The following is a 22,250-nucleotide window of genomic DNA, read 5'->3' on the forward strand; positions in this document are numbered from 1 at the left end:
CTGGGCCTTGTCCGGAGTGGGAGGAACTGCGACGGTTGCGATGTTCCGCGTGGGTCAGATGGCAGACGGTAAGCATTGCCTTGGCCCTTTGCAAGAATGGGCGCGCGTTTCTTGTCCGGTCGTGTCGCGACCGTCCGGATTTGGTAAATTCTGTCCGCCAATCCTTATTTCAGCTTTGTCCCGCATCCTCTGATTGATTAAACAGAAGCAACTTCAGACGATGGAACCATGGGCAGAATTCTGGACCGCTATCTTCACCGCAAGATTCTTGGGCGCTGGCGCACGGCGGCTTTGGAAGCTACGGGTGCGGCACAACCGATATTGCGCCAGCAGCGCGATCAGGCCCGCGCCCTGCGCACCCATCTGGACCGGCTGATTCACGAGGCGGACAGCCGCCTGAGCCACCCGCTGATCGGATCGGCCCAGTTTCCCAAACCGGTCGGAACGGACTGGAGCTGGCGGCCCGATCTGTGGCGCGGACCGTTGGCGCAACCCGGTCTGGCGTCGCCCCGGCGCAAGGCCGCGCTGGACGGTCAGGTGACACTGTTTCACGACTGCCCGCAGGCCGAGATTGCGGCACGCCAAATCAGAAACCGCAAAGAGCGGGACCTGGCACCGTACAGTCTGGCGATCGAGGTGTTCAGCTTCGAAGGCGGGTTCCTGTCGCTTTCCGTCGAATTGCCGAAAGACGCCGCGCAGAACCTGACCAGTCAGCATCTGATATGCGTTGACACCCTGATCGACAGCGAACGACCGGTTGAGATATTTGCCCGCCTCAACGTGCAGCACGGGCCGAACGCGGAACAGGTGTTGCGGCAGATGGATATGTCCGGGCCCTCCACAGCGGTTGATTTCGATCTGGCGCATCTGCCGCTGAACGAGCGGCGGATCGAGAAAATCTGGCTGGACCTGATCATCGAAAACCCGCGCATGAACCGCATCGTCCTGCGCGACCTGACCATTTGCCGCCACCACCGCGCAGATTTATGAGACAGCCTGACATGACGCAGCCGACATTAACGCTCACCCGGTTCGAAAACGGCCTGTGGCAGGGTCATCTTCAGTCCGATGCGCAACCCAGCATCGAGGTTCGCTATCTCGGCGAGGCGTTGGAGGGTGTGGACCTGTCACCCGCCGACACCGGCTGGACCCTGACTGTGCCCGTGCCGGTAACCGCCCTGTCCGAAGGCGTGCACAGCTTTGTTGTCATCGATACCGCCTCGACCCGCAAACTGGCGGATTTCACCGTGATCGCCGGCGCCCCCGCCGCCGACGATCTGCGGGCCGAGGTCGCGCTGTTGCGCGCCGAACTGGATATGCTCAAACGGGCGTTTCGGCGGAACTGCAACGCGGGCGACTAAGCGCCGCCGCCTCATTTCTCTGTTATTTCAGCCGTTTTAGTGCATCATTCAGGCATCCAGAACAGATTGGGTGCAGCAATGGACCGCAACAGCATCATCAAAGTCATCGCTCTGATGGTGACTGGCTTTGGCATCGGCATCGACTTTACCGGTGCGCTGATGCTGGTCCCGGCCATCGAAAACTCTTTCAACGCCGACATCACCAGCACCCAATGGGTCCTGAACATCTACGCCCTGTTCTTTGCCATGACCATGGTTGCCGGGGGCCGCCTTGGCGACATGTACGGCCACCGGAAGGTGATGATCATCGGCCTGTCGATCTTTTTGTTTTCGTCGATCATGTGTTTCGTGTCGCCCAGCCTGGACTTTCTGGTCGGCGCGCGTGCCTTGCAGGGGATCGGCGCAGGCTGTGTCTGGCCCTGCACATTGGCCTTTGGGGCCACGAAAGTCTCGAAGCCGGAACACCGGGCCCTGGTCATGGGCCTTATTCTGGCGGGTGTGACCACCGGCAACGTCTTTGGCCCGATGATCAGCGGGCTTGCCGTGAACCTTGGCGAGTGGCGGTACTTCTTCCTGGCCAATGTGGTGTTTTCCTGCATCTCGATGGCCACCGCCCTGTTGCTGATGAAGCGTGAGACGCATCACAAACAGGGCGAGCACATTGATTTCGCGGGTATGGCCATCCTGTCGTTCGCGGTTCTGCTGCTGCTCTACGGGCTGGATGTGGGTGCGGATTGGGGCTGGACCTCGGTTCCGCTGCTGCTGCTGTTCTTCGTCAGCGCGTTTTTGTTCCTTCTGTTCCCAAGGATCGAAAAACGGGTCAAGGAACCGCTGCTGCTGCCCCAGATGATGCGAAACCGCGAGTTTCGCATCACGCTGGGCCTGAATATGTTCAACGTCTCGGCGGCTTTTGTCGGGTTGCTGTATTTCCCGCAATACATGCAAAAGGTTCTGGGCTGGTCGACATTTGAATCGGCACTGGGATTAGCACCGCTGACGATGTTGCTGGCGGTTGGGTCCATTGTGTCCGGCACGCTCTATAACGATTTCGGGCCCAAACGGCTGTTGCTCTGGGGTTATCTGATCGCCGCCATAGGGTCAGCCAGCATGATCGTGATGCCCAGCGGGCTGGGGTATTTCCGGATACTGCCCGGCATGGCGATGATCGGGCTGGGCGCAACGCTGACGGTTGGCCCCTCGGGCACTGCGGCTGTCTGCGCCGTCAAACCCGAACGCGCGGGGCTGGTGGGGGGCCTGAGCTTCATGGTCCATCTGGTCTATGGCGCGATCTCGGTCGCCTTTGCCACGGCCATCATGTACGTGGTCAGTCGGTCCAGCCTGCGGGAAAACCTGAGCGCTGCTGGCGTCGACCTGTCAGAGGCCGATCAAAAGGCCATCAATGGCGGCACGCTCAGCACCGACTCGGCCCGTGCGGTGCTGCAGAAACTGGGACCCGAGGAGGTCGAAAAAGTCAAAACCGCCACCGCCGCCGCGTTCGACAGCGGCATGAGCATGGCCTTCGTGTTTTCGACCATCTCGGTTTCGGTTGGTATCCTGCTGGCCTTCATGTTGGATGAGGAAAAGCTGCACAAGGTCGAAAGCTGACGCGAAAAAAGGAAAGGGCCGCGTCATTCGCGGCCCTGTGATTTTACTGTGATGGCCCGTTCGGGTTGAAGGCCGACAGACCCTTGAGGATGTCGATGGCATAGGCCAGTTGGTAATCCTCCTCCCGCAATTCCGCGGTTTCTTCGGCCTTGGCGCGGTCTTCCTCGATCTGGCGGATTTCATCCTCGCTCAGGCTGTCATTATTCAGGCTGCCGCGCAGGTCTGCCTCGGACCGGGAGGGCCGGTTGGATTCTTCCTCTTCCGGCTCGGGTGCCGGGCGCGGCTGTTCGACGATGATGTCGGGGCTGACGCCCAGCGACTGGATCGAACGGCCCGACGGGGTGTAATAGCGCGAGGTGGTCAGGCGCATCGCACCGTCGCCGCGCAGGGGCATCACGGTCTGAACAGACCCTTTGCCAAAGCTCTTTGTTCCCACGACGATGGCACGGCGATGATCCTGCAGCGCACCGGCCACAATCTCCGACGCAGACGCAGAGCCGCCATTGATCAGCACCACAATCGGCTTGCCCTCCGCCAGATCGCCCGGCGTCGCGTTGTACCGCTCGCCTTCTTCGGGGTCGCGGCCGCGGGTCGAGACGATTTCGCCTTCGTTCAGGAACGCGTCAGAGACCTTGATGGCCTGCGTCAGCAGACCGCCCGGATTGTTGCGCAGGTCCAGCACGAAGCCGTTGACCTTCTCGATCCCGCCGGCCTCGGTGATCTGTTCTTCCAGCCCTTCCTGCAGGTTCGGGAAGGTCTGGTCGTTGAAGGTGGTGACGCGCAACACAACGCTGGTGCCCTGCGTGCGGGCGCGAACGGCGGTCAGTTTGATGGTGTCACGGATGATGGTCACATCGAACGGCTCCGGTTCACCTTCGCGCACGACGGTGATCACAATCTCGGACCCGACAGGCCCGCGCATCAGATCGACCGCCTTGTCCAGCGTCAGGCCCAGAATGCTTTCGCCATCCACATGGGTGATGAAATCCCCGGCCTCGATCCCCGCAGCGGCGGCAGGCGTGTCATCGATAGGCGAAACGACTTTGACAAAGCCCTCTTCCTGCGTGACTTCGATGCCCAGCCCGCCGAACTCGCCCCGCGTTTGCACGCGCATCTGTTCTGCGTCATCGGGCGACAGATAGCTGGAATGCGGGTCCAGCGAGGTCAGCATACCGTCAATGGCAGCCTCGATCAGTTCTTCGGGCTCGACCTCTTCGACATATTGGCTGCGGATACGTTCGAAGATGTCACCGAACAGGTCCAGTTGCTGATAGACGCTGGCCTTGCTTGCGGCCTCCTGCGCCAGCAGGGGCCCTGCGATCTGAGTGGTTGCGATGATGCCTGCCACGGTTCCGGCCACACCGGCCATAACAAATTTCTTCATACTCGTTTATCCATCCTTGCTGGTCCGAAACCACGATTCCGGGTCCACGGGGCTGTTGTTCTGTCTTACCTCTATATAGAGCGTTTCTGACCGGTCAGTTCCAGTGCCATCACTGGTTGTTGACAATATTGCGCCGATTTCCGGCGTTTTGCCCGGCATAAGACCCACGGGCGTGCCCTTGGGGATCACCTGCCCCGGCTCACCATAAACCTCCTGCAGGCCTGAAAAGACGAATAAAAGATCGGGTTGAGGTTCCAGGATCACCAGATTCCCCAGATCCAGAAGCGGGCCGCGATAACGAATCGTGGCTGCCGTGGGCGAGGTTACCAGCGCGCGCGGGCGCGTTCCAAGCACCAGACCGGGGCGGGTCACCCCGGCCGCGTCGGTTTCACCCGCGCCATGCAGCAGGATGCCCTGTACTGGTAGAGGCACCTCGCCCTTGCTGCCGGTTATGCTGGCATCGGTCGAGGCGATCTCACCTTCCGAGATTTCAGCCAGCCCGCTGGCAAACCCGTCCAGCGTTTCCGTGGAAGAGATCAGGATCGCCGTGCGCACCGGGTCTTCGACAAAGCGCCGGGGAAGGTCGGTCCGATCGGCTATGGCTTCGCTCAGCCGGGTGCGGGCGTCCTGAACGCCGCTTAAACCTTCGGTCAGGGTGTCGGCTGCATCCTGTTGCAACAGGCGCAGGGTCTGCACTTCCTGCAGGTCCCGCGCCAGCGCTTCGGCCCTGGCGTTCAGGCCCGGCGTGACTTCGGACAGCATCATGCCCGCCCGCGCCGCCCCCAACGGGCCCGAGGGGTGCAGCATCAAGACCGGCGGGGCGGTGGTTTCGATGGTTTGCAGCACGCCCAGCAACTGAGCCACGTCTTTTTCTTTCGCACGCAGTTCGGCGGTCAGTTGCGCCTCGCGCGTTGCGGCCTTGCGCAACCCAGCGCGCATGGCACTCAGACCGGCCTCATAGGCCTGAACCGTTTCGGTCAGGGCGCGCACCCGGTCGCGGGCCCCTTCGGCTTCGGTCAGCGAAACCGAGGCCTGTTCCAACAGCGCCGCCGCCTCAAGCGCGGCCCGCGAAGAATCAGCTTGCGCGGGACCCGCGAGAAGAAGTGAGACAGCCAGAACCGCAAACCTCATGACAACAGGCTCTCGCCGGTCATTTCGGGTGGTTTGGGCAGGCCCATCAGGTCCAGCAGCGTCGGGGCCAGATCCGACAGGCGCCCGTTGCGCAACTGCGCGCCTTCGGGGCCTCCGACCAGCGCTACCGGCACCGGGTTCAGCGTATGCGCCGTATGCGGCCCGCCGGTTTCGGGGTCGACCATCATCTCGCAATTCCCGTGATCGGCGGTGACGATCATCGCACCTCCGGCCTTGTCCAGCGCGGCAACAACCTGCGCCAATCCCTGATCCACAGCCTCACAGGCCTTGATCGCGGCCTGCAAGTCGCCGGAGTGTCCAACCATATCCGGGTTGGCGTAGTTGGTGACGATCAGGTCATAGCCGGCCCCGATGGCTTCGACAAATTTCGCCGTGACCTCAGGGGCCGACATCTCGGGCTGCAGGTCATAGGTCGCCACTTTTGGCGATTTCGGCATGTACCGGTCTTCGCCCTCTTCCGGGGCCTCTTTGCCGCCGTTGAGGAAAAATGTGACATGCGGGTATTTCTCAGTTTCGGCCAGCCGGAACTGTCGCAGGCCCTGTTTGGCGACCCATTCGCCCAGCGTGTTCACGATGGCGCGTTTGGGAAAAACCGTGGTCATATAGGCGTTATGGCCGTCGGAATATTCGACCATGCCCAGCAGCGCGGACAGGTTCGGGCGCGGTCCGGTATCGAAATCGGAAAAACCCTGCTCACCAATCGCGCGCAAAATCTCGCGCGCGCGGTCGGCGCGGAAGTTGAGGCAGAAGAACCCGTCCCCGTCCCGGACACCGCCATAGTCGCCCAACACGGTGGGCGCGATGAATTCGTCGGTCTCGGACTGGTTATAGGCATGATCCACCGCATCATGCGCGGTGCTGACAGCACGACCCTGCCCTTTGATCATGGCGGCATAGGCTTCACTGATCCGGTCCCAGCGGTTGTCGCGGTCCATTGCAAAATAGCGCCCGCATACGGTGACAATCCTGGCCCCCTTGGGCAACCGATCCTCAAGTTCCGCGATATAGGTAAAGGCCGATTTCGGGGCCACATCGCGCCCGTCCGTCACCGCGTGCAAGGCCACCTGCACGCCCGCATCGGTGATCGCCCTGGCTGCCGCAACGGTGTGATTCAGATGCCCGTGCACACCCCCGTCCGAGACCAGCCCCATCACATGCGCCGTGCCGCCCGCAGCCTTCACCCTGGCAATGAAATCCTGCAGCGCAGCGTTATCGAAGAAAGAACCATCCTCGATCGCCAGATCGATCTGCCCCAGATCCATCGCCACAACCCGGCCCGCGCCGATATTGGTATGGCCGACTTCGGAATTGCCCATCTGACCGCTGGGCAGGCCCACATCCGGGCCGTGGGTGATCAGAGTGGCATGCGGGCCATTGGCCATAATCGCGTCAAAGGTCGGCGTTTTCGCCAGATAAGGCGCGTTGGCCGTTGCATCGTCCGACAGGCCCCAACCATCGAGAATGCACAGGACAACGGGTTTCGGGGCGGTCATTGAATGTCTCCGGTTACTGCTCTGCGCCCATCTTCTATCGCTTGCCCGCCAGAGGGTGAACCGTCTTTGCCACGATTGGCGCAGATTTAATCAAACCGGAATCCGGCAGGGATTGAAGCGTCAGTCCTTGAGGTAGCTCTTGTAGGGTCGCGCCTTGCGATTGCGGTATTTGACCGTCAGGTCCAGCAGCGTATCGTTTTCATCATAGACCCCCAGAACGATCCCCCTGCCCCGGCTTTTTGTCCGCATTTCGATCAGTTGCTGCTCGGACCGCGTGGTGCGCTGCGACGCGCGGCGGGTCCAGGCGAACAGATGCTCATACATCTCGGCAATGACTTCGGCGTGCTCGGCGCTGTCGCCCAGATCGGTCAGTTCATCCGGGTCGTTTTCCAGATCGAACAGGATCGGCCGGTGGCCGCCTTCGCAATGGATCAGCTTCCATTTCCTGTTCGCCACCATGAACATCACCGCATCGCGGACCGAGGCGTTCAGCACATCCGCAATCGGCGAGCCCGAGTAATCGTATTCGCAGATCACCACGTCGCGGGGCAGGTCGTCGGCCTGCCCGTGCAGGATCGGCAGCAAGGAATGCCCTTCCAGAATATGCGTCGCCACCTCTCCGCCGGCGGTATCGACAAATGTGGGCGCCAGATCGATGGATTCCACCAGCGCATCGCTGACCGTACCGCGTGTGGCATCCGCCTCGGGCGAGGGATCGTAGATGATCAGCGGCATCCTGGTCGACGCATCGTGGAAGAAGGTCTTTTCCCCCATCCAGTGATCGCCCAGAAAGTCTCCGTGGTCCGAGGTCAGGACAATCATCGTGTCGTCCATCCGCCCGGTCTGTTCCATCCAGTCGAACAGCCGCCCCATCTGGTCGTCCGCCTGTTTGATCAGGCCCATATAGGCGGGGATCACCGCCTCACGCACATCTTCCCGCGAGAACGCCTGCCCGACCTTGGTATCCATGAACGCCTTGAGCACCGGATGCGCATTCTGGCGTTCCGTCTCGGACCGGACCACCGGCAAAACGTGGTCGGGACCATACATCGAGGCATAGGGCTCGGGCACGATGTAGGGCCAATGCGGCTTGATAAAACTCAGGTGGCAGCACCACGGGCCGTCATGGGTTTCCATGAAATCGATGCCGCGCCCGGTCAGATAGGGGGTTTCGCTGTCCTCTTCGGCGATATTTGCTGGCTCGGATGCGCTTTTCAGGAACCAGCCGGACAGAACGTTGCCATCCGCATCCAGCCCGGAATTGGCAAAATCGTGCCAGGGGTTGTCGCTTTCATAGCCCTTGGCTTTCAGGAACTTGTTGTATTCCTTCGCCCCATCCGGGTCGTAATAGCCATCCGGCCCCTCGGGCAGCATGCCGTCATCCCGTTCGAATACGTCGAAGCCACATTCGGCAACGCGGGCCCCAATCAGGCTGTCGGGTTCCAGACCCAAACGGGCCATGCCTTCGGCATCCGCGCGCATATGGGTCTTGCCGACCAGCCAGCAATCCATCCCGGCCTTGCGCAGATGGTCGCCCATCGTGATCTCGCCAACTTTCAGCGGAATGCCGTTCCAGGACGCCCCATGCGAATGCACATAACGCCCGGTATAGGTGGACATCCGGGAACTGCCGCAGATCGGCGACTGGATGTAAGCGCGGTTGAACCGGACGCCTTTCGCCGCCAGCCGGTCGATATTCGGAGTGTGCAGATGCGGATGCCCGTAACAACTCAGATAGTCCCAGCGCAGCTGGTCGAACATGATGAACAGGATATTTCTGGCTTTGGCCAATTGCGCCCCCTCCCGAGTGGTCCGGTGCTATCTAGCCAATTCCGTTCGGGCAGCGCAAATGCCGATTAGGTCTGACGCTCCATCCGTTCCAGCATTTTCCTGGCGCGCTTGCATTGAAGCTGGTCGCGCAGCGGGCTGTCGGGATCGACATCCTTTTGGCAGACCACACATTTATCCGCACCCGAGATCGCGTTCAGACCGCCGCAGCTGCCCTTGATGGTCTTGCCCATCAGCATCACACCCAGCGACATGCCCACCATGACAAGGGCTAGCAGTATGAAGGCCAGAATAAAGGTGCTCATCTTGGGTCCTGCCAGTCAGTTGGTGCCAAGCGCGTCTTTGAACGCGGTGCTGTGCATCGTAATATACGCATCTTCGCCGCCTGTCACATCCCGCGCGATGAAATACACGGCAAGTTTATGCTCTTCGGCCAGTTCCATGCCCTTTTCCTGCCCCAGTGCCAGCATCGCCGTCGCCCAGGCATCGGCCATCATCGCATTTTCGGCCAGAACCGTGACCGAGGTCGTGCGATGCGTAATCGGACGCCCGGTGGTGGGGTCGATGATGTGGGAATAGCGCACACCATCCTGTTCGAAGAAATTCTTGTAATCGCCCGAGCTTGCCATGCCGCGATTGTCCAGCGACACGATCAACTGAACGCTTTGCGCGCCGGGCTCGGGCTTTTCGATGCCGATCCGCCATGCCTCACCCTGATCGTTTTGCCCTTTGGACACCAGGTCTCCGCCGATCTCGACCAGATAGTCCTCGATCCCAGCCTCTTGCAGGGTCTCGGCCACGGCGTCGATACCGTAGCCTTTCGCAATGGCCGACAGGTTGATCCCAACCGCGGGGTCGGATTTCGCCAGTGTCCCGGCCTCGGCGTCCAGCGTCAGCAACCGGGCCTGCCCGACACCATTCAGTGCGGCGGCAATATCGGCGTCGGACGGCACCGGATCTTCCGGTTTGCGCGGACCGAAGCCCCAAAGCTCAATCAGCGGGCCCAGCGTCACATCGAAAGTACCGCCGGTCTTTTCGTGCACCTCATTCGCGGCAGCCATCACCACTGCAAACTCGGCTGAGACCGGCATCGGGGCGGTGCTGGCGGCGGCAGAAAAGGTCGAAACCTCGGAATTCGGGTCCCAGTTGGACATCTTGGCGTTGACGTCGGCCAGTGTCTGATCAACGGCCCGAGCAAGCGCGTCGGCGTCCAGATCCTCGCCAATGGCGGTGATGTTGAAGGTTGTTCCCATCGTTTCGCCCGACAGGCGGACCACGTCGGGTTCCTTACCGAACAGGCAGCCGGAAACAAGTGTGGCGAGGGCCAGCAACGGCACTAGTCGCATCGGGGGTCTCCTGGAAAATCCGTGCCCGGCATATGCCAGCGCCCCGGGTCAGAGTCAAACCGGCGTCACAGCTTGAGCGGCAGAAAACCCAGTGCGAGCAAGCCGATCCCCGCCGGTACCCCGAACAGCCAGGCCCGTTTCCGCCATCCCGGCGGCTGCTGTTTCCACAGTTTGCGGAAATTATGGCCGCAAACGACCACCACAAAGAAGATCAGCACAGCCAGCGGCGGGGTCAGGTAGAGGTCGTTCAAAGCCTTGCGTATCCTTGATAAGCGGCGGATTTCACCGATCCGGGCATTTGCACCCTATACAGGTCGTTTAGCTGCGCTAAGGTGAAAGGGAAAGACTTTGAAGTACAAGGAGGAGAGTGCCAATGGCTCCAAGCTCTTACCAGTCCCCATCGCGCGGCGACAAGGCTGACAAGACAACCTACAGCCAATCGACGGAATCGAACCTGTCGCATGCGCAAACGACCGTGGCAAAGCTGCTTGATGGTAAGGGGGATGCGGTTTTCTCGGTACGTCCCAATGATACGATCCATTCCGTGGTGAATACGCTCAAGGAAAAGCGGATCGGTGCCGTGGTCGTGACCGATCAGAACGGTGCCCTGCAGGGCATCCTGTCGGAACGTGACATCGTGCGGCGCATGGCGGATACGCCGGGTCAGACCCTGCCGCAGGCGGTCGAGGAACTGATGACCAAAGAGGTCAAATCTTGCACCCCGGACGATCTGCTGAATGACGTGCTGAAAACCATGACCGAAGGCCGTTTTCGCCACATGCCGGTTCTGAAAGATGGCAACCTTTGCGGCGTGATCACCATCGGTGATGTCGTGCATTTCCGGTTAAAGGAACTTGAATACGAAGCCCTGCGCATGAAGCAGATGATCGTCGGTTAATTCCTGACGCGACCATCGGCGACCGGCCCCTTTGGCCGGTCAGCGGGTTGATGTGAACCGGACACCGCCAGAGAAGATTTCGGCTGCTGTCAGGCGACCGGTGGCAAAAGCGCCGGTGTCGATTGAGATGACACCCCGCGCAACCCGCGCCTGATCCACTATCGTATGACCATGCACGACCCATTGACCGTCTGCCCTGCGCGCCCGCGAATAATGCGGCCGCCCCCACAGGCAGGTCTGCCGGGGTTGATCGTCAATCGCCCTTCCCGGGTCCAGTGCCGCGTGCACGACCGAGACATTGCCGCTGGACCAGATCAGCGGGCGGTCCGACAGCCACGTGACCAGCGCCTCACCCATGGCATGCCGTAACTGCGCGGCCATCGCGGCGGCGTTGTCCTCGGGGGTCGCATCCTTGATCCCGAAAGAGGCCAGCGTTTGCAGCCCGCCATTGCGGAACCACAGCCCGCCGACCTGTTCGGGGCCTTCGAGAAAGCGCAGCAGCATTTCTTCGTGGTTGCCCAGCAGGCAGATGACGCGCCCGCCCGAGGTTTCGCTCAGGTGATGCAACTGGCGCAAGACCTGCGCGCTGTACTCGCCCCGGTCGATATAGTCGCCCACAAAAACCATACGGCAATCGCTGTCCATGCGGCTCAAGATCGCCTGCAACAGATCAAGACGGCCATGGATGTCCCCCACCGCATAGAATCGCTCATCCGGAGCGATTGCGGACAGGTCATCATCCGCGTCCTGCGTTTGGCGTTTTGCCAAAAGCCCTTTGATCCAGTCTTTCACCATGCGGGCCTATCCCTACCCGGCCCCGACTGCAGCCACAATTGGCAATCGTTTCGATTGAAGGCCCGTAGGCGTCTGATATGACTGTCACCAAGGGAGTTCATTTATCAGATCAGCGCGCAGAGGGTTGTATGAAACGGGTTTTGGTTACGGGCACTGCGGGCTTTATCGGGTTTCATCTGGCCAGATTGCTGCTGGCCGATGGCTTCCGCGTTCATGGCTATGACGGGATGACCGATTACTACGACGTTACCCTCAAGCAGCGTCGGCACCAGATGCTGATGCAAACGCCGGGCTTTTCGGCAACCGAGGACCTGTTGGAAAACCACGACCGCCTGATGCAGGTCGCCGATGAGATTCAGCCCGATGTCATCGTCCACCTCGCCGCGCAGGCCGGGGTGCGCTACAGCCTTGAACATCCGCGCAGCTATATCGACTCGAACGTTGTGGGCACGTTCAACGTGATGGAGGTTGCGCGGCAGCATAAGGTTAATCACCTGCTGATGGCCTCGACCTCATCCATCTATGGGGCCAGCGAGGATATGCCCTTTACCGAGGTTCAGAAGGTCGACAATCAACTGACCATCTACGCCGCGACCAAAAAGGCGAACGAGGCGATGGGGCATTCCTATGCCCACCTTTGGGACCTGCCGACAACGATGTTTAGGTTCTTCACCGTCTATGGCACCTGGGGGCGGCCCGATCTGGCCTATTTCAAGTTCGTCGCGGCTATTCTGGACGGGCGTCCGATCGATATCTACAATCACGGCGACATGTATCGCGACTTTACCCATGTCGAGGATCTGGTGCGGGGCATCCGGCTGTTGATCGACACCCCTCCTGTTCGGCCTGCCAGCAGCGATGAGATCGAAGAGGGCGACAGCCTGTCCCCCATCGCGCCCTATCGCATCGTGAATATCGGCAACGGAGAGAAGGTCCGTCTGATGGACTTCATCGAAGCCATCGAAGAGGCGGTCGGCCAGAAAGCCATCCGCAATTACATGCCGATGCAGATGGGCGACGTTCCGGCAACATGGGCCGACAACAGCCTGTTGCAACGCCTGACCGGCTATCGACCGCAGACCGAATTCAAGGACGGGATTAAAGAATTCGTAGAATGGTATCGCGACTATTACGGGAAATAAGCGGGCACTTCCCGCAAAAGAAAACCGGCGCAGGGTGCGCCGGTTTCTTGTTTTTTACCCGCCGAAATCGTCGAGCATGATGTCTTCGCGGTCCACGCCCAGATCCAGCAGCATGTTGATGACCGACTGGTTCATGATTGGCGGGCCACACATGTAATATTCGCAATCCTCGGGCGCGGGATGGTTCTTGAGGTATTCCTCGAACAGCACATTGTGGATGAAGCCGGTATAGCCTTTCCAGTCATCCTCGGGCTGCGCGTCCGACAGCGCCACATGCCATTCGAAATTGTCGAACTCTTTGGCCAGCGTGTCGAAATCCTCGACAAAGAACATCTCTTTCTTCGAGCGCGCGCCGTACCAGAAGCTGATCTTGCGGTTGCGGTTCTCAAGGCGTTTGAGCTGGTCGAAGATGTGACTGCGCATCGGCGCCATGCCGGCACCACCGCCGATGAACACCATCTCTTTTTCCGTCTCACGGGCGAAGAATTCGCCAAACGGACCCGAGATCGTGACCTTGTCGCCCGGTTTCAGGTTGAAGATATAGGACGACATCTGACCCGGCGGGATACCGTCAGAGCCCGGAGGCGGCGAGGCCACGCGGACGTTCAGCATGATCATGCCCTTCTCATCCGGATAGTTCGCCATCGAATAGGCGCGCTCGATGGGTTCGCCTACGACGGACTTGTACTGCCACAGGTTAAAGCGGTCCCAGTCTTCGCGATATTCCTCTTCGACGTCGAAATCGGTATAGGCCAGCTGGTGCGCGGGCGCTTCGATCTGGATATAGCCACCGGCGCGGAAATTCACATCCTCGCCTTCCGGCAGGTCCAGCGTCAGGGCCTTGATGAAGGTCGCCACGTTCTCGTTCGAACGCACCGTGCATTCCCATTTCTTGACGCCAAAGACCTCTTCGGGAACCTCGATATCCATGTCCTGCTTGACCGCAACCTGACAGGACAGGCGGTCGCCGCAGGCGGCTTCGCGCTTCGTGATATGGCTTTCCTCGGTCGGCAGGATCGAGCCGCCGCCCGAATGCACGCGCACCCGGCACTGTGCGCAGGTGCCACCGCCACCGCAAGCGGAGGGGACAAAGAGTTTCTCGGCCGCCAGCGTTTGCAGCAGTTTGCCACCCGCCGGAACTGATACGGTTTTCTCGCCGTTGATGGTGATGTTGACGTTGCCGGTCGACACCAGACGCGAGCGCGCGGCCATGATGATCGCCACCAGTCCAATCACGATCAGGGTGAAAAGCGCGACGCCCAGGGTAAAAGTTTCCATCAACGCCTCCTTACAGTTTCACGCCCGAGAAGGACATGAAGGCCATCGCCATCAGCCCAGCGGTGATGAAGGTGATACCCAAGCCCTGCAGGCCGTCGGGAATGTCCGAATACTTCAGCTTTTCCCGAACGCCCGCCATCGCGGTGATCGCCAGCGCCCAGCCAAAGCCCGACGACAGGCCATAGGTCGCGGCCTCGGCAAAGTTGTAGTCTCGTTCCACCATGAACAGCGAGCCGCCCAGAATGGCGCAGTTCACCGTGATCAGCGGCAGGAAAATCCCCAGCGCGTTGTAAAGCGGCGGGAAGTATTTATCGAGGATCATCTCGAGGATCTGGACCATCGCCGCGATCACGCCGATATACGAGATCAGGCCAAGGAAGGTCAGGTCCACATCCGGGAACCCGGCCCAGGACAGCGCGCCCGGTTTCAACAGGTAGTTCAGCAGCAGGTTGTTGGTAGGCACGGTGATCGCCTGCACCACCATGACCGAAATCCCCAGACCCAGCGCGGTGGAAATCTTCTTGGACACGGCGATGAAGGTACACATCCCCAGAAAGAAGCTGAGCGCAAGATTTTCGACAAAGATGGCCTTTACGGCCAGTGAAATCAGACCTTCCATCAGTGCGCCTCTACCTGCTGGATTTTGTATTCACGTTCTTCCACCTGGTTCGGCTTCCATGTGCGGAAGGCCCAGATGATCAGCCCGATGATGAAGAACGCCGACGGAGGCAGCAGCAGCATGCCGTTGGGCACGTACCAGCCGCCATTGTTCACGGTCTGCAGGATGGTCACGCCAAACAGCGACCCCGCGCCGAACAGTTCCCGAATGAAACCGACCAGCAGCAGGATCAGGCCGTAGCCCATGCCGTTGCCCATCCCGTCGATGAAGGACGCGACCGGAGGGTTCTTCATCGCAAACGCCTCGGCCCGGCCCATCACGATACAGTTGGTGATAATCAGGCCCACAAAGACCGACAGGGTTTTGGAAATCTCGAAGGCATAGGCCTTGAGGATCTGGTCCACCAGGATCACCAGCGAGGCGATTATCACCATCTGCACGATGATCCGGATCGAGCCGGGGATCTGGTTGCGCAGGCATGAGATGAAGAAAGACGAGAACGAGGTCACGAAGATCACCGCCAGCGCCATCACCATCGATACCTGCAACGAGGATGTCACCGCCAGCGCCGAACAGATGCCCAGCACCTGCAGGGTGATCGGGTTGTTGTCGACAAGCGGATCGACCAGCATCTCTTTCTTGGTCTGGGACATCAGAACTCTCCTGCTTGCAGTTTGGCCAGGAAGGGACCGTAGCCCGCATCACCCATCCAGAATTTCACCAGGTTATCGACCCCGACCGACGTCAGCGTGGCCCCGGCAAGCGCATCGATATAGAAATCGGGGCCCGCAGCGGGTTGCGATTTGGCGACCGTGATCTGCAAGTCGCCCGCGTCGTCGCGCAGTTTCTTGCCGCTCCACAGCGCTTTCCAGCGCGGGTTGTCCACCTCGGCCCCAAGGCCGGGGGTTTCGCCATGCTGATAAAACTGCAGGCCGTAGATATCGTTGCCATTCTTTTCCAGAGCGATGAAGCCATAGAGCGTCGACCACAGGCCATAGCCGTGCAGCGGCAGGATCACTTTGTCCAACTCGCCCGCATCGTCGCGCAAAAGATAAATCACGCGGTATTTCGACTTGCGGCCAATGCCTGCCGGGTCGTCGTCCAGCGCAACGCTCAGGTCCGGATCGCTGGCGGCTGCGATGTCGTCAAAGGTGGCCGGATCGAATTGGTCGTCCACGAAATCGCCGGTGGACAATTCCAGCACATGCGGCTCGAACGCGGCAAAAGCCTCGGTTACGTCGATGCCGGGTTCATACACACCCGCCACCTGCAGAACGTTAACCTGCTTGTCCTTCAGCCGGTTGGCATCCTGCACCGGGCGCAGGCTGACAGCCGCAGCAGACACCACCATCGAGGCCACCAGACAGACGGCGACGGCGATGAAGATCGTCTTGCCGACCGAATCCGGCGAGGCCGCCAGAAACCTGGCCAAAGCGCCTTTCGGTTCGTTGGATTGCGTATCAGACATGGCGACGCGCCCTCCGTTTGATGTTGGCCTGCACGACAAAATAGTCGATCAGCGGTGCAAAGACGTTGCCGAACAGGATAGCCAGCATCATGCCCTCGGGGAAAGCCGGGTTGATGACGCGGATCATCACAACCATGACACCGATCAGCGCGCCATAGATATAGCGGCCCGTGTTGGTGTGGCTGGCCGAGACCGGCTCGGTCACCATGAAGGCCAGACCAAAGGCATAGCCGCCCAGCACGATGTGCCAGTACCACGGCATCGCAAACATCGGGTTGGTGTCCGACCCGATCAGGTTCAGCAGCAGGGTAAAGCCGATTGTGCCCGCCAGACAGCCAATGATCAGGCGGTAATTGGCGATCCGCGTGGTCAGCAGGAAGGCCAGACCGATCATGCAGGCCAGTGTCGAGGTTTCGCCAAAGCTGCCCTGAATCTGCCCAAAGAACGCATTCCACCATGTGATGCCATCCGCCGCCAGCGCCTGATACCCGTCCGAGGCGGAAACGGACAAAGCCGTCGCGCCCGAGAACCCGTCGACCGGAGTCCACACCGCGTCACCCGACATGTTGGCGGGATAGGCGAAATACAGGAACGCCCGACCGACAAGCGCGGGGTTCAGGAAGTTCTTGCCGGTGCCGCCAAAGACTTCCTTACCGATGACAACGCCGAATATAATGCCTAGCGCGACCTGCCAAAGCGGCGCGGTTGCAGGCATGATCAGCGTGTAAAGCATTGAGGTGACAAGGAAACCCTCGTTCACCTCATGGCCGCGCACTGTGGCGAAGATGACCTCGAATATCCCTCCCGCGACCAGGGTCACGATGTAGATCGGCAGGAAGTACATCAGCCCGTGCATCACGTTGGCGAAGATGCTGGCAGGGTTCAGCGAAATGCCAAACGCCTGCAGGATCGCAATCCGCCAGCCGGTTGCCGAGTCCGGCCCAAGTGCTGCAATCGCGCTGTTGGCCTGATAACCGGTATTGTACATCCCCCACAGAATGCAGGGGATCGTGGCGATCACGACATAGGTCATGATCCGCTTCATATCCACATAAGACCGCGCATGGGGCGCTGCGGTGGTTACGGTTTTCGGAGTGTAGATGAAGCTTTCCACCATCTCGTAGATGGGAAAATACTTCTCGTACCTGCCGCCCTTGGTAAAGTTCGGCTCGATCCGATCGAAGAAGCTGCGCAAACCCATTTCGGATCAGCCCTCCTTTTCAATCTTGGTCAGGCAGTCGCGCAGCGCCAGCCCGTATTCATATTTCGCCGGACAGGCAAAGCCCACAAGGCCCAGATCCTCTTCATCCAACTCCAACGCGCCCAGTGCCTGCGCGGTGTCCGTGTCCATGACCAGCAGCGCGCGCAGCAATTGCGTCGGCAGATAGTCCTGCGGCATCAGCTCTTCAAAGGTCCCGGTCGGCACCATCGCCCGGCGACCGCCGTTGAGGTTGCTGGTCAGTGCATAGAGCTTTTTGGCAAAGGCCGAGCCCAGCACAGGCTGCACCGCGAATTTCGACGGCATCGGACGAATCCAGCCCATCGGGATCTGGTCATGATCTTCGCGGATCAGGGTGATCTGACGCGCGAACCGGCCCAGATAGGCGGTCGGACCCTCGGCAAGCTGCCCCGACAGGATCGAGCCCGAGATGACGCGTGGGGTTCCGTTCACATTGACCTCGTCGCGGGTCAGGTCGTCGGTCGACGCCCCCATGACCGTCCGGATCAGACGCGGCTGGCGCGCGCAGGGGCCGGTCAGGGCAACGACGATGTTCGGGTCCAGATGCCCGGTCTGCATCAGGCGGCCAATCGCGATCACGTCCTGATAGCCAATGGTCCAGACCTGCTTGTCGCCCGCCAGCGGTTCAAGGAAGTGAATATGCGTCCCTGCCAGCCCCGCCGGATGCGGCCCGGAAAAGGCAGCAGCTTCGACACCGGCGACATCCGCGCCGGGAATGGCATCGCCGTCCTTGTGGCACAGATAGGTTTTGCCTTCGGTCAGTTTCGCGACCGCAGCCAGACCTGCCGCAAAAGCGTCACCCGCATCGGCAATGATCACGGCCGCATCGGCCGCCAGCGGTTCACTGTCCATCGCGGTCACAAAGATCGCTGCCGGTTTATCTGCGGGCGCGGACATCTTGGAATAGGGCCGCGTGCGGAACGCAGTCCACAGCCCGGCGGCGCACAGCTTCTCGGCCACACCCTCGGCATTGTCGGCATGTCCGACACCAGAAAAGTCGATGCCCGCATCGTTCGGGTCAGAGACCTCGATCACCACGCTCCGCAGCACGCGGCGCGCACCGCGATTGATGGCCACGACCTTGCCGCTGAGGGGGGCAACCATCATCGCCTCGGGCACGTCCTTGTGGCAAAAAAGCGGCGTACCGCGCTGAACCGTCTCGCCTTCCTGCACCAGCATGCGCGGCTTCAGCCCAAGGTAATCCGACCCCAGAACCGCAACGGTGGAAAACTCGGGGCCCGGTTGGATCGTCTGTTCGGGCGCGCCCTGAACCGGCAGTTCCAACCCTTTTTTCAGTTTGAAAGTTTGCATCTTGCTACGGTCTTCCAAGCCTCTTTCCTGCGCCAACTATTGTACGCCACGCGATCATGACGTCCAGATAGCGCGGATCGTCTGGCTCACCGGGACGCAAATGCGTCATAAACCCGCCGGAATCCGCTGGCATTACTCCGATCTCGGACCCTTTACGCGCACAGGCTGCGAAACGCAAACCTGTTACCGCCGAAACCAGCGGCAGCGGGTCACTTTATACTGATCCTATTACAAAACCTGCAAAGCAACCCCGAAAAAGCGTGTCGCACCTGTTTTGCTTCCGGTGTAAGCAAAAGCCATGAACGCTTTTGACGAATTTGAGATTTTCCTGGTGGCACCGCCAGGGCTGGAAGCCCCCCTTTGCGCCGAGGCCAAACAGCACGGATTCGCCGGGGCCAGGGTCATCGCAGGCGGGGTTAGCTGCACCGGAGGCTGGTCCGAAGTCTGGCGCGCCAATCTGTGCCTGCGCGGGGCCAACAAAGTTCTTGTCCGTCTGGGAAGTTTCCCGGCGGTGCATCTGGCCCAGCTGGACAAACGGGCACGCAAATTCCCCTGGGCGGACTTTCTGCGCCCCGATATTCCGGTCAAGGTCGAGGCCACCAGCCGCAAATCCCGCATCTATCACGCCGGTGCTGCCCGTCAGAGGATCGATCGGGCCATATCCGAAACGCTTGGTGCACCGATCTCGCCCGACGCCAACCTGCGCGTCCTTCTGCGCATCGAAAAAGACCTGTGCACGTTCTCCGTGGATACATCCGGCGAGCCCCTGCACAAACGCGGCCACAAACCGGCGGTCGCCAAAGCCCCGATGCGCGAGACCATGGCCGCCATGTTCCTGCGCGACTGCGGGTTCGACGGATCAGAGCCGGTTCTGGACCCGATGTGCGGATCGGGCACCTTCGTGATCGAGGCCGCCGAGATTGCGTCGGGGCTCTTCCCCGGTCGCTCTCGCCGCTTTGCATTCGAGGATTTGGCCGGGTTTGATCCGCAGGCGTGGCAGACCCTGCGCCAGGCGCCGCCGACACCGGCCCCTGATCAGCGTTTTTATGGCTCTGACAGAAACGCAGGCGCGATTGAGGCCGCCTCAACCAACGCCCAACACGCAGGCGTGGCGGAAATCGCCCGCTTTTCTCAGCGCTCCGTCAGCGACATCAAACCGCCCGAAGGCCCCGCTGGCCTGGTCATCGTTAACCCGCCCTACGGCGCCCGGATCGGAGACGAAAAGCGCCTGCGGTCGCTCTACGGCAGCCTGGGCAAAACCTTGATGTCGCGTTTTTCCGGCTGGCGTGCAGGGATCGTGACCAGCAACCCCTCACTGGCCCGCGCAACCCGCCTGCCCCTTCTGCCCCCCGGACCTGTCGTCGATCACGGCGGCACCAAAATCCGCCTGTACCAGACGGCTGGGCTACCCTGACGTGGGAACGAACCGCATTTTTTTTTGGATGGGAATTCACCACAGAATCCCTCTTGCACATCCCCTTTGCCGGGTATAGATCACCCGCCACGGTCGGAGTGTAGCTCAGCCTGGTAGAGCACTGTCTTCGGGAGGCAGGGGTCGGAGGTTCGAATCCTCTCACTCCGACCAATTAATCCGCCAGAGCAGCAGATAAGCTGGACCCCATTTGTGTCGGTTCTTCAGCCCTGATGAAGGTTGTTCCCCGGCCCCCCCACGATGAAAACCGTTTGAGGCCCATGATCTCTTACACGAAAACTCTTCGGGCTTGAGTAACTCGTTTACACACGACCTTTCGCGCTTCCCTCAAGCTTGCTCAAAGCGGCCATCAGGCTTCTACGTTCGGACGGGTTCAAAACCCCCAGAATTTTTTCCTCCAACGCGGTCAGATGGGGGGACATCGCCTTATAAAGGTCCAGCCCCTTTGCCGAAGGGCGAAGCAACTCGCTTCGGCCGTCTTCGGGATTTGGGTGCCGTTCGACCAGCCTCTTTTCTTCCAACTTGCCCACGGCGCGGCTGACCGTGACTTTGTCGATCGTCGCGGAAGCCACGATTTCGCGGTTGGTGATCTGCCTGTCGCGCACCAGAATGGCCAGCACCCGCCACTCGGCCGAGCTGAGATCGAATTTCTCCTGATAGACGCCCCGCAGCATTTCGCTGACGGCGGCGTAGGTCCGGCGGAGCTGGTAGGGGAAAAACGCGTTCAGATCCAGCTCTGCCCCGTTTTCTACCGTCTCGTCGTGTTTCCGTTCCATGCTGCTTCTCCGGCCGGGCCTGAATACCATTGGCCATAGAATTTTATTTTCGTTGACATTGTTACACATGAAACCAATACTGGCAATATAGTTTCAACGGAAACTAAATTGGTGCAGTGGAATGCAATTTCCTGGGAGGAGAATGACATGAACGCTATGAAGACTATCGTTGGATCGGCACTGGCAGGCATATTATTGACAGCCTCTGTCGCAACAGCCGAGGAGTTTGTCCTGTCGTCGTGGCTGCCGCCGCAGCATCCGGTTGTCGCCAACATCATTCAGCCCTGGGCAGATTCGGTGGCCGAAGCGACCGAAGACCGCGTCACCGTTCGCATTCTCCCAAAACCGCTCGGCCCACCCCCGGCGCATTACGATCTGGCGGTGGACGGGGTGGCCGATATCACCTACGGCCTGCATTCGTTCACCCGCGATGACCGTTTCCTGCGGTCGCGGATCGGACAATTCTCGTTTCTGGGCGATTCAGCCGAGGATACTTCGGTTGCCTATTGGAACGTCTATGCCGGCGACCTCGACGCGCAGGCAGAGCATGAAGGCGCGAAGCTGCTGGGTCTCTTCGTGCACGGCCCCGGGATGTTCCATAACAACCAGCGGCAGATCGAAACGGCTGACGACTTCTCGGGCCTGAAGATTCGCACGCCCGGCGGTTACATTGCAGACCTGTCCGGCGATCTTGGCATCACCACGCAATTCATGGGGCCGGGCCAGGTGTTCGAAAAACTGTCCACCGGGGTCATTGATGGCGTGACCTTCCCGATCGAGGCGATGAAAGCGTTCAAACTGACGGACCACATCACGCATTCAATGCGTATCCCGGGCGGCATGTACAATACCTCGTGGTTTCTGGTGATGAACGAAGATCGCTGGGATGAGATCTCGGACGCCGATAAAGCCGCAATCGAGGCCGTATCGGGTGCCGCCTTTGCCGCCCTTGCAGGCAAGACATGGGATGCGGCAGATGCTGCTGCGGCTGAATATGTCGCGGATAGCTCGGTTCAGGTCTACGATGCGCCGGACGAGGTTCTGGAGACGATCAAGGGCTTTGCCGACAAGCATGAGGCTGCATGGGCCGACGCCGTTGCCGAAACCGGCTTCGACGGTACGGCAGCCCTTGCCGAGATGCGCAAACAGGCGGGGCAATAAC

At 60.3% G+C, this 22,250-nt stretch carries 22 protein-coding genes and 1 tRNA gene; 8 read left to right on the top strand and 15 right to left on the bottom strand.

Annotated features, from left to right (window positions below; translation table 11 throughout):
* The first annotated feature begins 228 nt into the window (after positions 1–228).
* The 3 genes from ACR0EZ_RS05560 (at position 229) to ACR0EZ_RS05570 (ending at position 2,966) form a co-directional block, all read left to right on the top strand.
* Positions 229–990: a DUF6478 family protein gene (locus tag ACR0EZ_RS05560; RefSeq protein WP_480611631.1), complete on the top strand. Its 762-nt coding sequence runs from the start codon at positions 229–231 to the stop codon at positions 988–990.
* An 11-nt stretch (positions 991–1,001) separates the two neighbouring features.
* Positions 1,002–1,361, top strand: coding sequence for a hypothetical protein (locus ACR0EZ_RS05565; RefSeq protein WP_480611812.1), 360 nt, complete (start codon positions 1,002–1,004; stop codon positions 1,359–1,361).
* 78 nt (positions 1,362–1,439) lie between these two features.
* A complete protein-coding gene (locus tag ACR0EZ_RS05570) occupies positions 1,440–2,966 on the top strand; it encodes an MFS transporter (RefSeq protein ID WP_480611632.1) in 1,527 nt (508 codons plus the stop codon).
* A 43-nt stretch (positions 2,967–3,009) separates the two neighbouring features.
* Here the strand turns inward: ACR0EZ_RS05570 and ACR0EZ_RS05575 are convergent, their stop codons facing one another.
* The 7 genes from ACR0EZ_RS05575 to ACR0EZ_RS05605 form a co-directional block, all read right to left on the bottom strand.
* Positions 3,010–4,350, bottom strand: coding sequence for a S41 family peptidase (locus ACR0EZ_RS05575; protein ID WP_480611633.1), 1,341 nt, complete (start codon positions 4,348–4,350; stop codon positions 3,010–3,012).
* Positions 4,351–4,356: 6 nt separating this feature from the next.
* The gene (locus ACR0EZ_RS05580; RefSeq protein WP_480611634.1) at positions 4,357–5,481 is read right to left on the bottom strand and encodes a murein hydrolase activator EnvC family protein; all 1,125 of its coding nucleotides are present in this window, start codon (positions 5,479–5,481) and stop codon (positions 4,357–4,359) included.
* Positions 5,478–6,995 (bottom strand): 2,3-bisphosphoglycerate-independent phosphoglycerate mutase, encoded by a 1,518-nt coding sequence (gene gpmI, locus ACR0EZ_RS05585; protein ID WP_480611635.1) that lies wholly within the window; start codon positions 6,993–6,995, stop codon positions 5,478–5,480. The genes ACR0EZ_RS05580 and gpmI overlap by 4 nt, the downstream gene beginning before the upstream one ends.
* Positions 6,996–7,115: 120 nt before the next feature.
* On the bottom strand, positions 7,116–8,786 hold the full coding sequence (locus ACR0EZ_RS05590; protein WP_480611636.1) for a sulfatase-like hydrolase/transferase: 1,671 nt from the start codon (positions 8,784–8,786) through the stop codon (positions 7,116–7,118).
* 65 nt (positions 8,787–8,851) lie between these two features.
* Positions 8,852–9,088, bottom strand: coding sequence for a (Na+)-NQR maturation NqrM (gene nqrM / locus ACR0EZ_RS05595; RefSeq protein ID WP_480611637.1), 237 nt, complete (start codon positions 9,086–9,088; stop codon positions 8,852–8,854).
* A 15-nt stretch (positions 9,089–9,103) separates the two neighbouring features.
* Complete coding sequence (locus tag ACR0EZ_RS05600; RefSeq protein ID WP_480611638.1) at positions 9,104–10,129, bottom strand: FAD:protein FMN transferase; 1,026 nt, start codon at positions 10,127–10,129, stop codon at positions 9,104–9,106.
* Between the two features lie 65 nt (positions 10,130–10,194).
* The gene (locus ACR0EZ_RS05605; RefSeq protein WP_480611639.1) at positions 10,195–10,380 is read right to left on the bottom strand and encodes a hypothetical protein; all 186 of its coding nucleotides are present in this window, start codon (positions 10,378–10,380) and stop codon (positions 10,195–10,197) included.
* A gap of 122 nt (positions 10,381–10,502) precedes the next feature.
* Between ACR0EZ_RS05605 and ACR0EZ_RS05610 the strand changes: the two genes are divergently transcribed.
* Positions 10,503–11,027 (top strand): CBS domain-containing protein, encoded by a 525-nt coding sequence (locus tag ACR0EZ_RS05610; RefSeq protein ID WP_480611640.1) that lies wholly within the window; start codon positions 10,503–10,505, stop codon positions 11,025–11,027.
* A 39-nt stretch (positions 11,028–11,066) separates the two neighbouring features.
* On the opposite strand, the gene ACR0EZ_RS05615 is transcribed toward ACR0EZ_RS05610, so the two are convergent.
* Positions 11,067–11,822, bottom strand: coding sequence for a metallophosphoesterase family protein (locus tag ACR0EZ_RS05615; RefSeq protein WP_480611641.1), 756 nt, complete (start codon positions 11,820–11,822; stop codon positions 11,067–11,069).
* A 128-nt stretch (positions 11,823–11,950) separates the two neighbouring features.
* Between ACR0EZ_RS05615 and ACR0EZ_RS05620 the strand changes: the two genes are divergently transcribed.
* On the top strand, positions 11,951–12,964 hold the full coding sequence (locus tag ACR0EZ_RS05620; RefSeq protein ID WP_480611642.1) for a GDP-mannose 4,6-dehydratase: 1,014 nt from the start codon (positions 11,951–11,953) through the stop codon (positions 12,962–12,964).
* Between the two features lie 54 nt (positions 12,965–13,018).
* Here the strand turns inward: ACR0EZ_RS05620 and nqrF are convergent, their stop codons facing one another.
* The 6 genes from nqrF to ACR0EZ_RS05650 are packed head-to-tail and all read right to left on the bottom strand — an operon-like array spanning position 13,019 to position 18,880.
* Positions 13,019–14,242 carry an NADH:ubiquinone reductase (Na(+)-transporting) subunit F gene (gene nqrF, locus ACR0EZ_RS05625; RefSeq protein ID WP_480611643.1) on the bottom strand — a complete coding sequence of 408 codons (1,224 nt, stop codon included), beginning with the start codon at positions 14,240–14,242 and terminating at the stop codon, positions 13,019–13,021.
* Between the two features lie 10 nt (positions 14,243–14,252).
* Entirely contained in the window at positions 14,253–14,861 is a 609-nt protein-coding gene (gene nqrE, locus ACR0EZ_RS05630) for an NADH:ubiquinone reductase (Na(+)-transporting) subunit E (RefSeq protein WP_170389343.1), read from the bottom strand.
* The gene (locus ACR0EZ_RS05635) at positions 14,861–15,514 is read right to left on the bottom strand and encodes an NADH:ubiquinone reductase (Na(+)-transporting) subunit D (RefSeq protein WP_170710614.1); all 654 of its coding nucleotides are present in this window, start codon (positions 15,512–15,514) and stop codon (positions 14,861–14,863) included. Before ACR0EZ_RS05635 ends, nqrE begins: the two co-directional genes overlap by 1 nt.
* Positions 15,514–16,329: a Na(+)-translocating NADH-quinone reductase subunit C gene (locus ACR0EZ_RS05640; RefSeq protein ID WP_480611644.1), complete on the bottom strand. Its 816-nt coding sequence runs from the start codon at positions 16,327–16,329 to the stop codon at positions 15,514–15,516. The genes ACR0EZ_RS05635 and ACR0EZ_RS05640 overlap by 1 nt, the downstream gene beginning before the upstream one ends.
* Complete coding sequence (locus tag ACR0EZ_RS05645; RefSeq protein WP_480611645.1) at positions 16,322–17,530, bottom strand: NADH:ubiquinone reductase (Na(+)-transporting) subunit B; 1,209 nt, start codon at positions 17,528–17,530, stop codon at positions 16,322–16,324. The genes ACR0EZ_RS05640 and ACR0EZ_RS05645 overlap by 8 nt, the downstream gene beginning before the upstream one ends.
* 6 nt (positions 17,531–17,536) lie before the next feature.
* Positions 17,537–18,880 carry a Na(+)-translocating NADH-quinone reductase subunit A gene (locus ACR0EZ_RS05650; RefSeq protein ID WP_480611646.1) on the bottom strand — a complete coding sequence of 448 codons (1,344 nt, stop codon included), beginning with the start codon at positions 18,878–18,880 and terminating at the stop codon, positions 17,537–17,539.
* Between the two features lie 298 nt (positions 18,881–19,178).
* Between ACR0EZ_RS05650 and ACR0EZ_RS05655 the strand changes: the two genes are divergently transcribed.
* Together ACR0EZ_RS05655 and ACR0EZ_RS05660 are read left to right on the top strand one after the other, a co-directional pair.
* Complete coding sequence (locus ACR0EZ_RS05655) at positions 19,179–20,294, top strand: THUMP domain-containing class I SAM-dependent RNA methyltransferase (protein ID WP_480611647.1); 1,116 nt, start codon at positions 19,179–19,181, stop codon at positions 20,292–20,294.
* A gap of 94 nt (positions 20,295–20,388) precedes the next feature.
* Positions 20,389–20,465: transfer RNA gene (locus ACR0EZ_RS05660), tRNA-Pro, on the top strand.
* Between the two features lie 149 nt (positions 20,466–20,614).
* On the opposite strand, the gene ACR0EZ_RS05665 is transcribed toward ACR0EZ_RS05660, so the two are convergent.
* Positions 20,615–21,088, bottom strand: coding sequence for a MarR family winged helix-turn-helix transcriptional regulator (locus tag ACR0EZ_RS05665; protein ID WP_480611648.1), 474 nt, complete (start codon positions 21,086–21,088; stop codon positions 20,615–20,617).
* Between the two features lie 147 nt (positions 21,089–21,235).
* Here ACR0EZ_RS05665 and ACR0EZ_RS05670 point away from each other — a divergent pair, with 147 nt between their 5' ends.
* The gene (locus ACR0EZ_RS05670) at positions 21,236–22,249 is read left to right on the top strand and encodes a TRAP transporter substrate-binding protein (protein ID WP_480611649.1); all 1,014 of its coding nucleotides are present in this window, start codon (positions 21,236–21,238) and stop codon (positions 22,247–22,249) included.
* Position 22,250 lies beyond the last annotated feature (1 nt).

The sequence above is a fragment of the Ruegeria sp. AK4 genome, assembly GCF_056541025.1.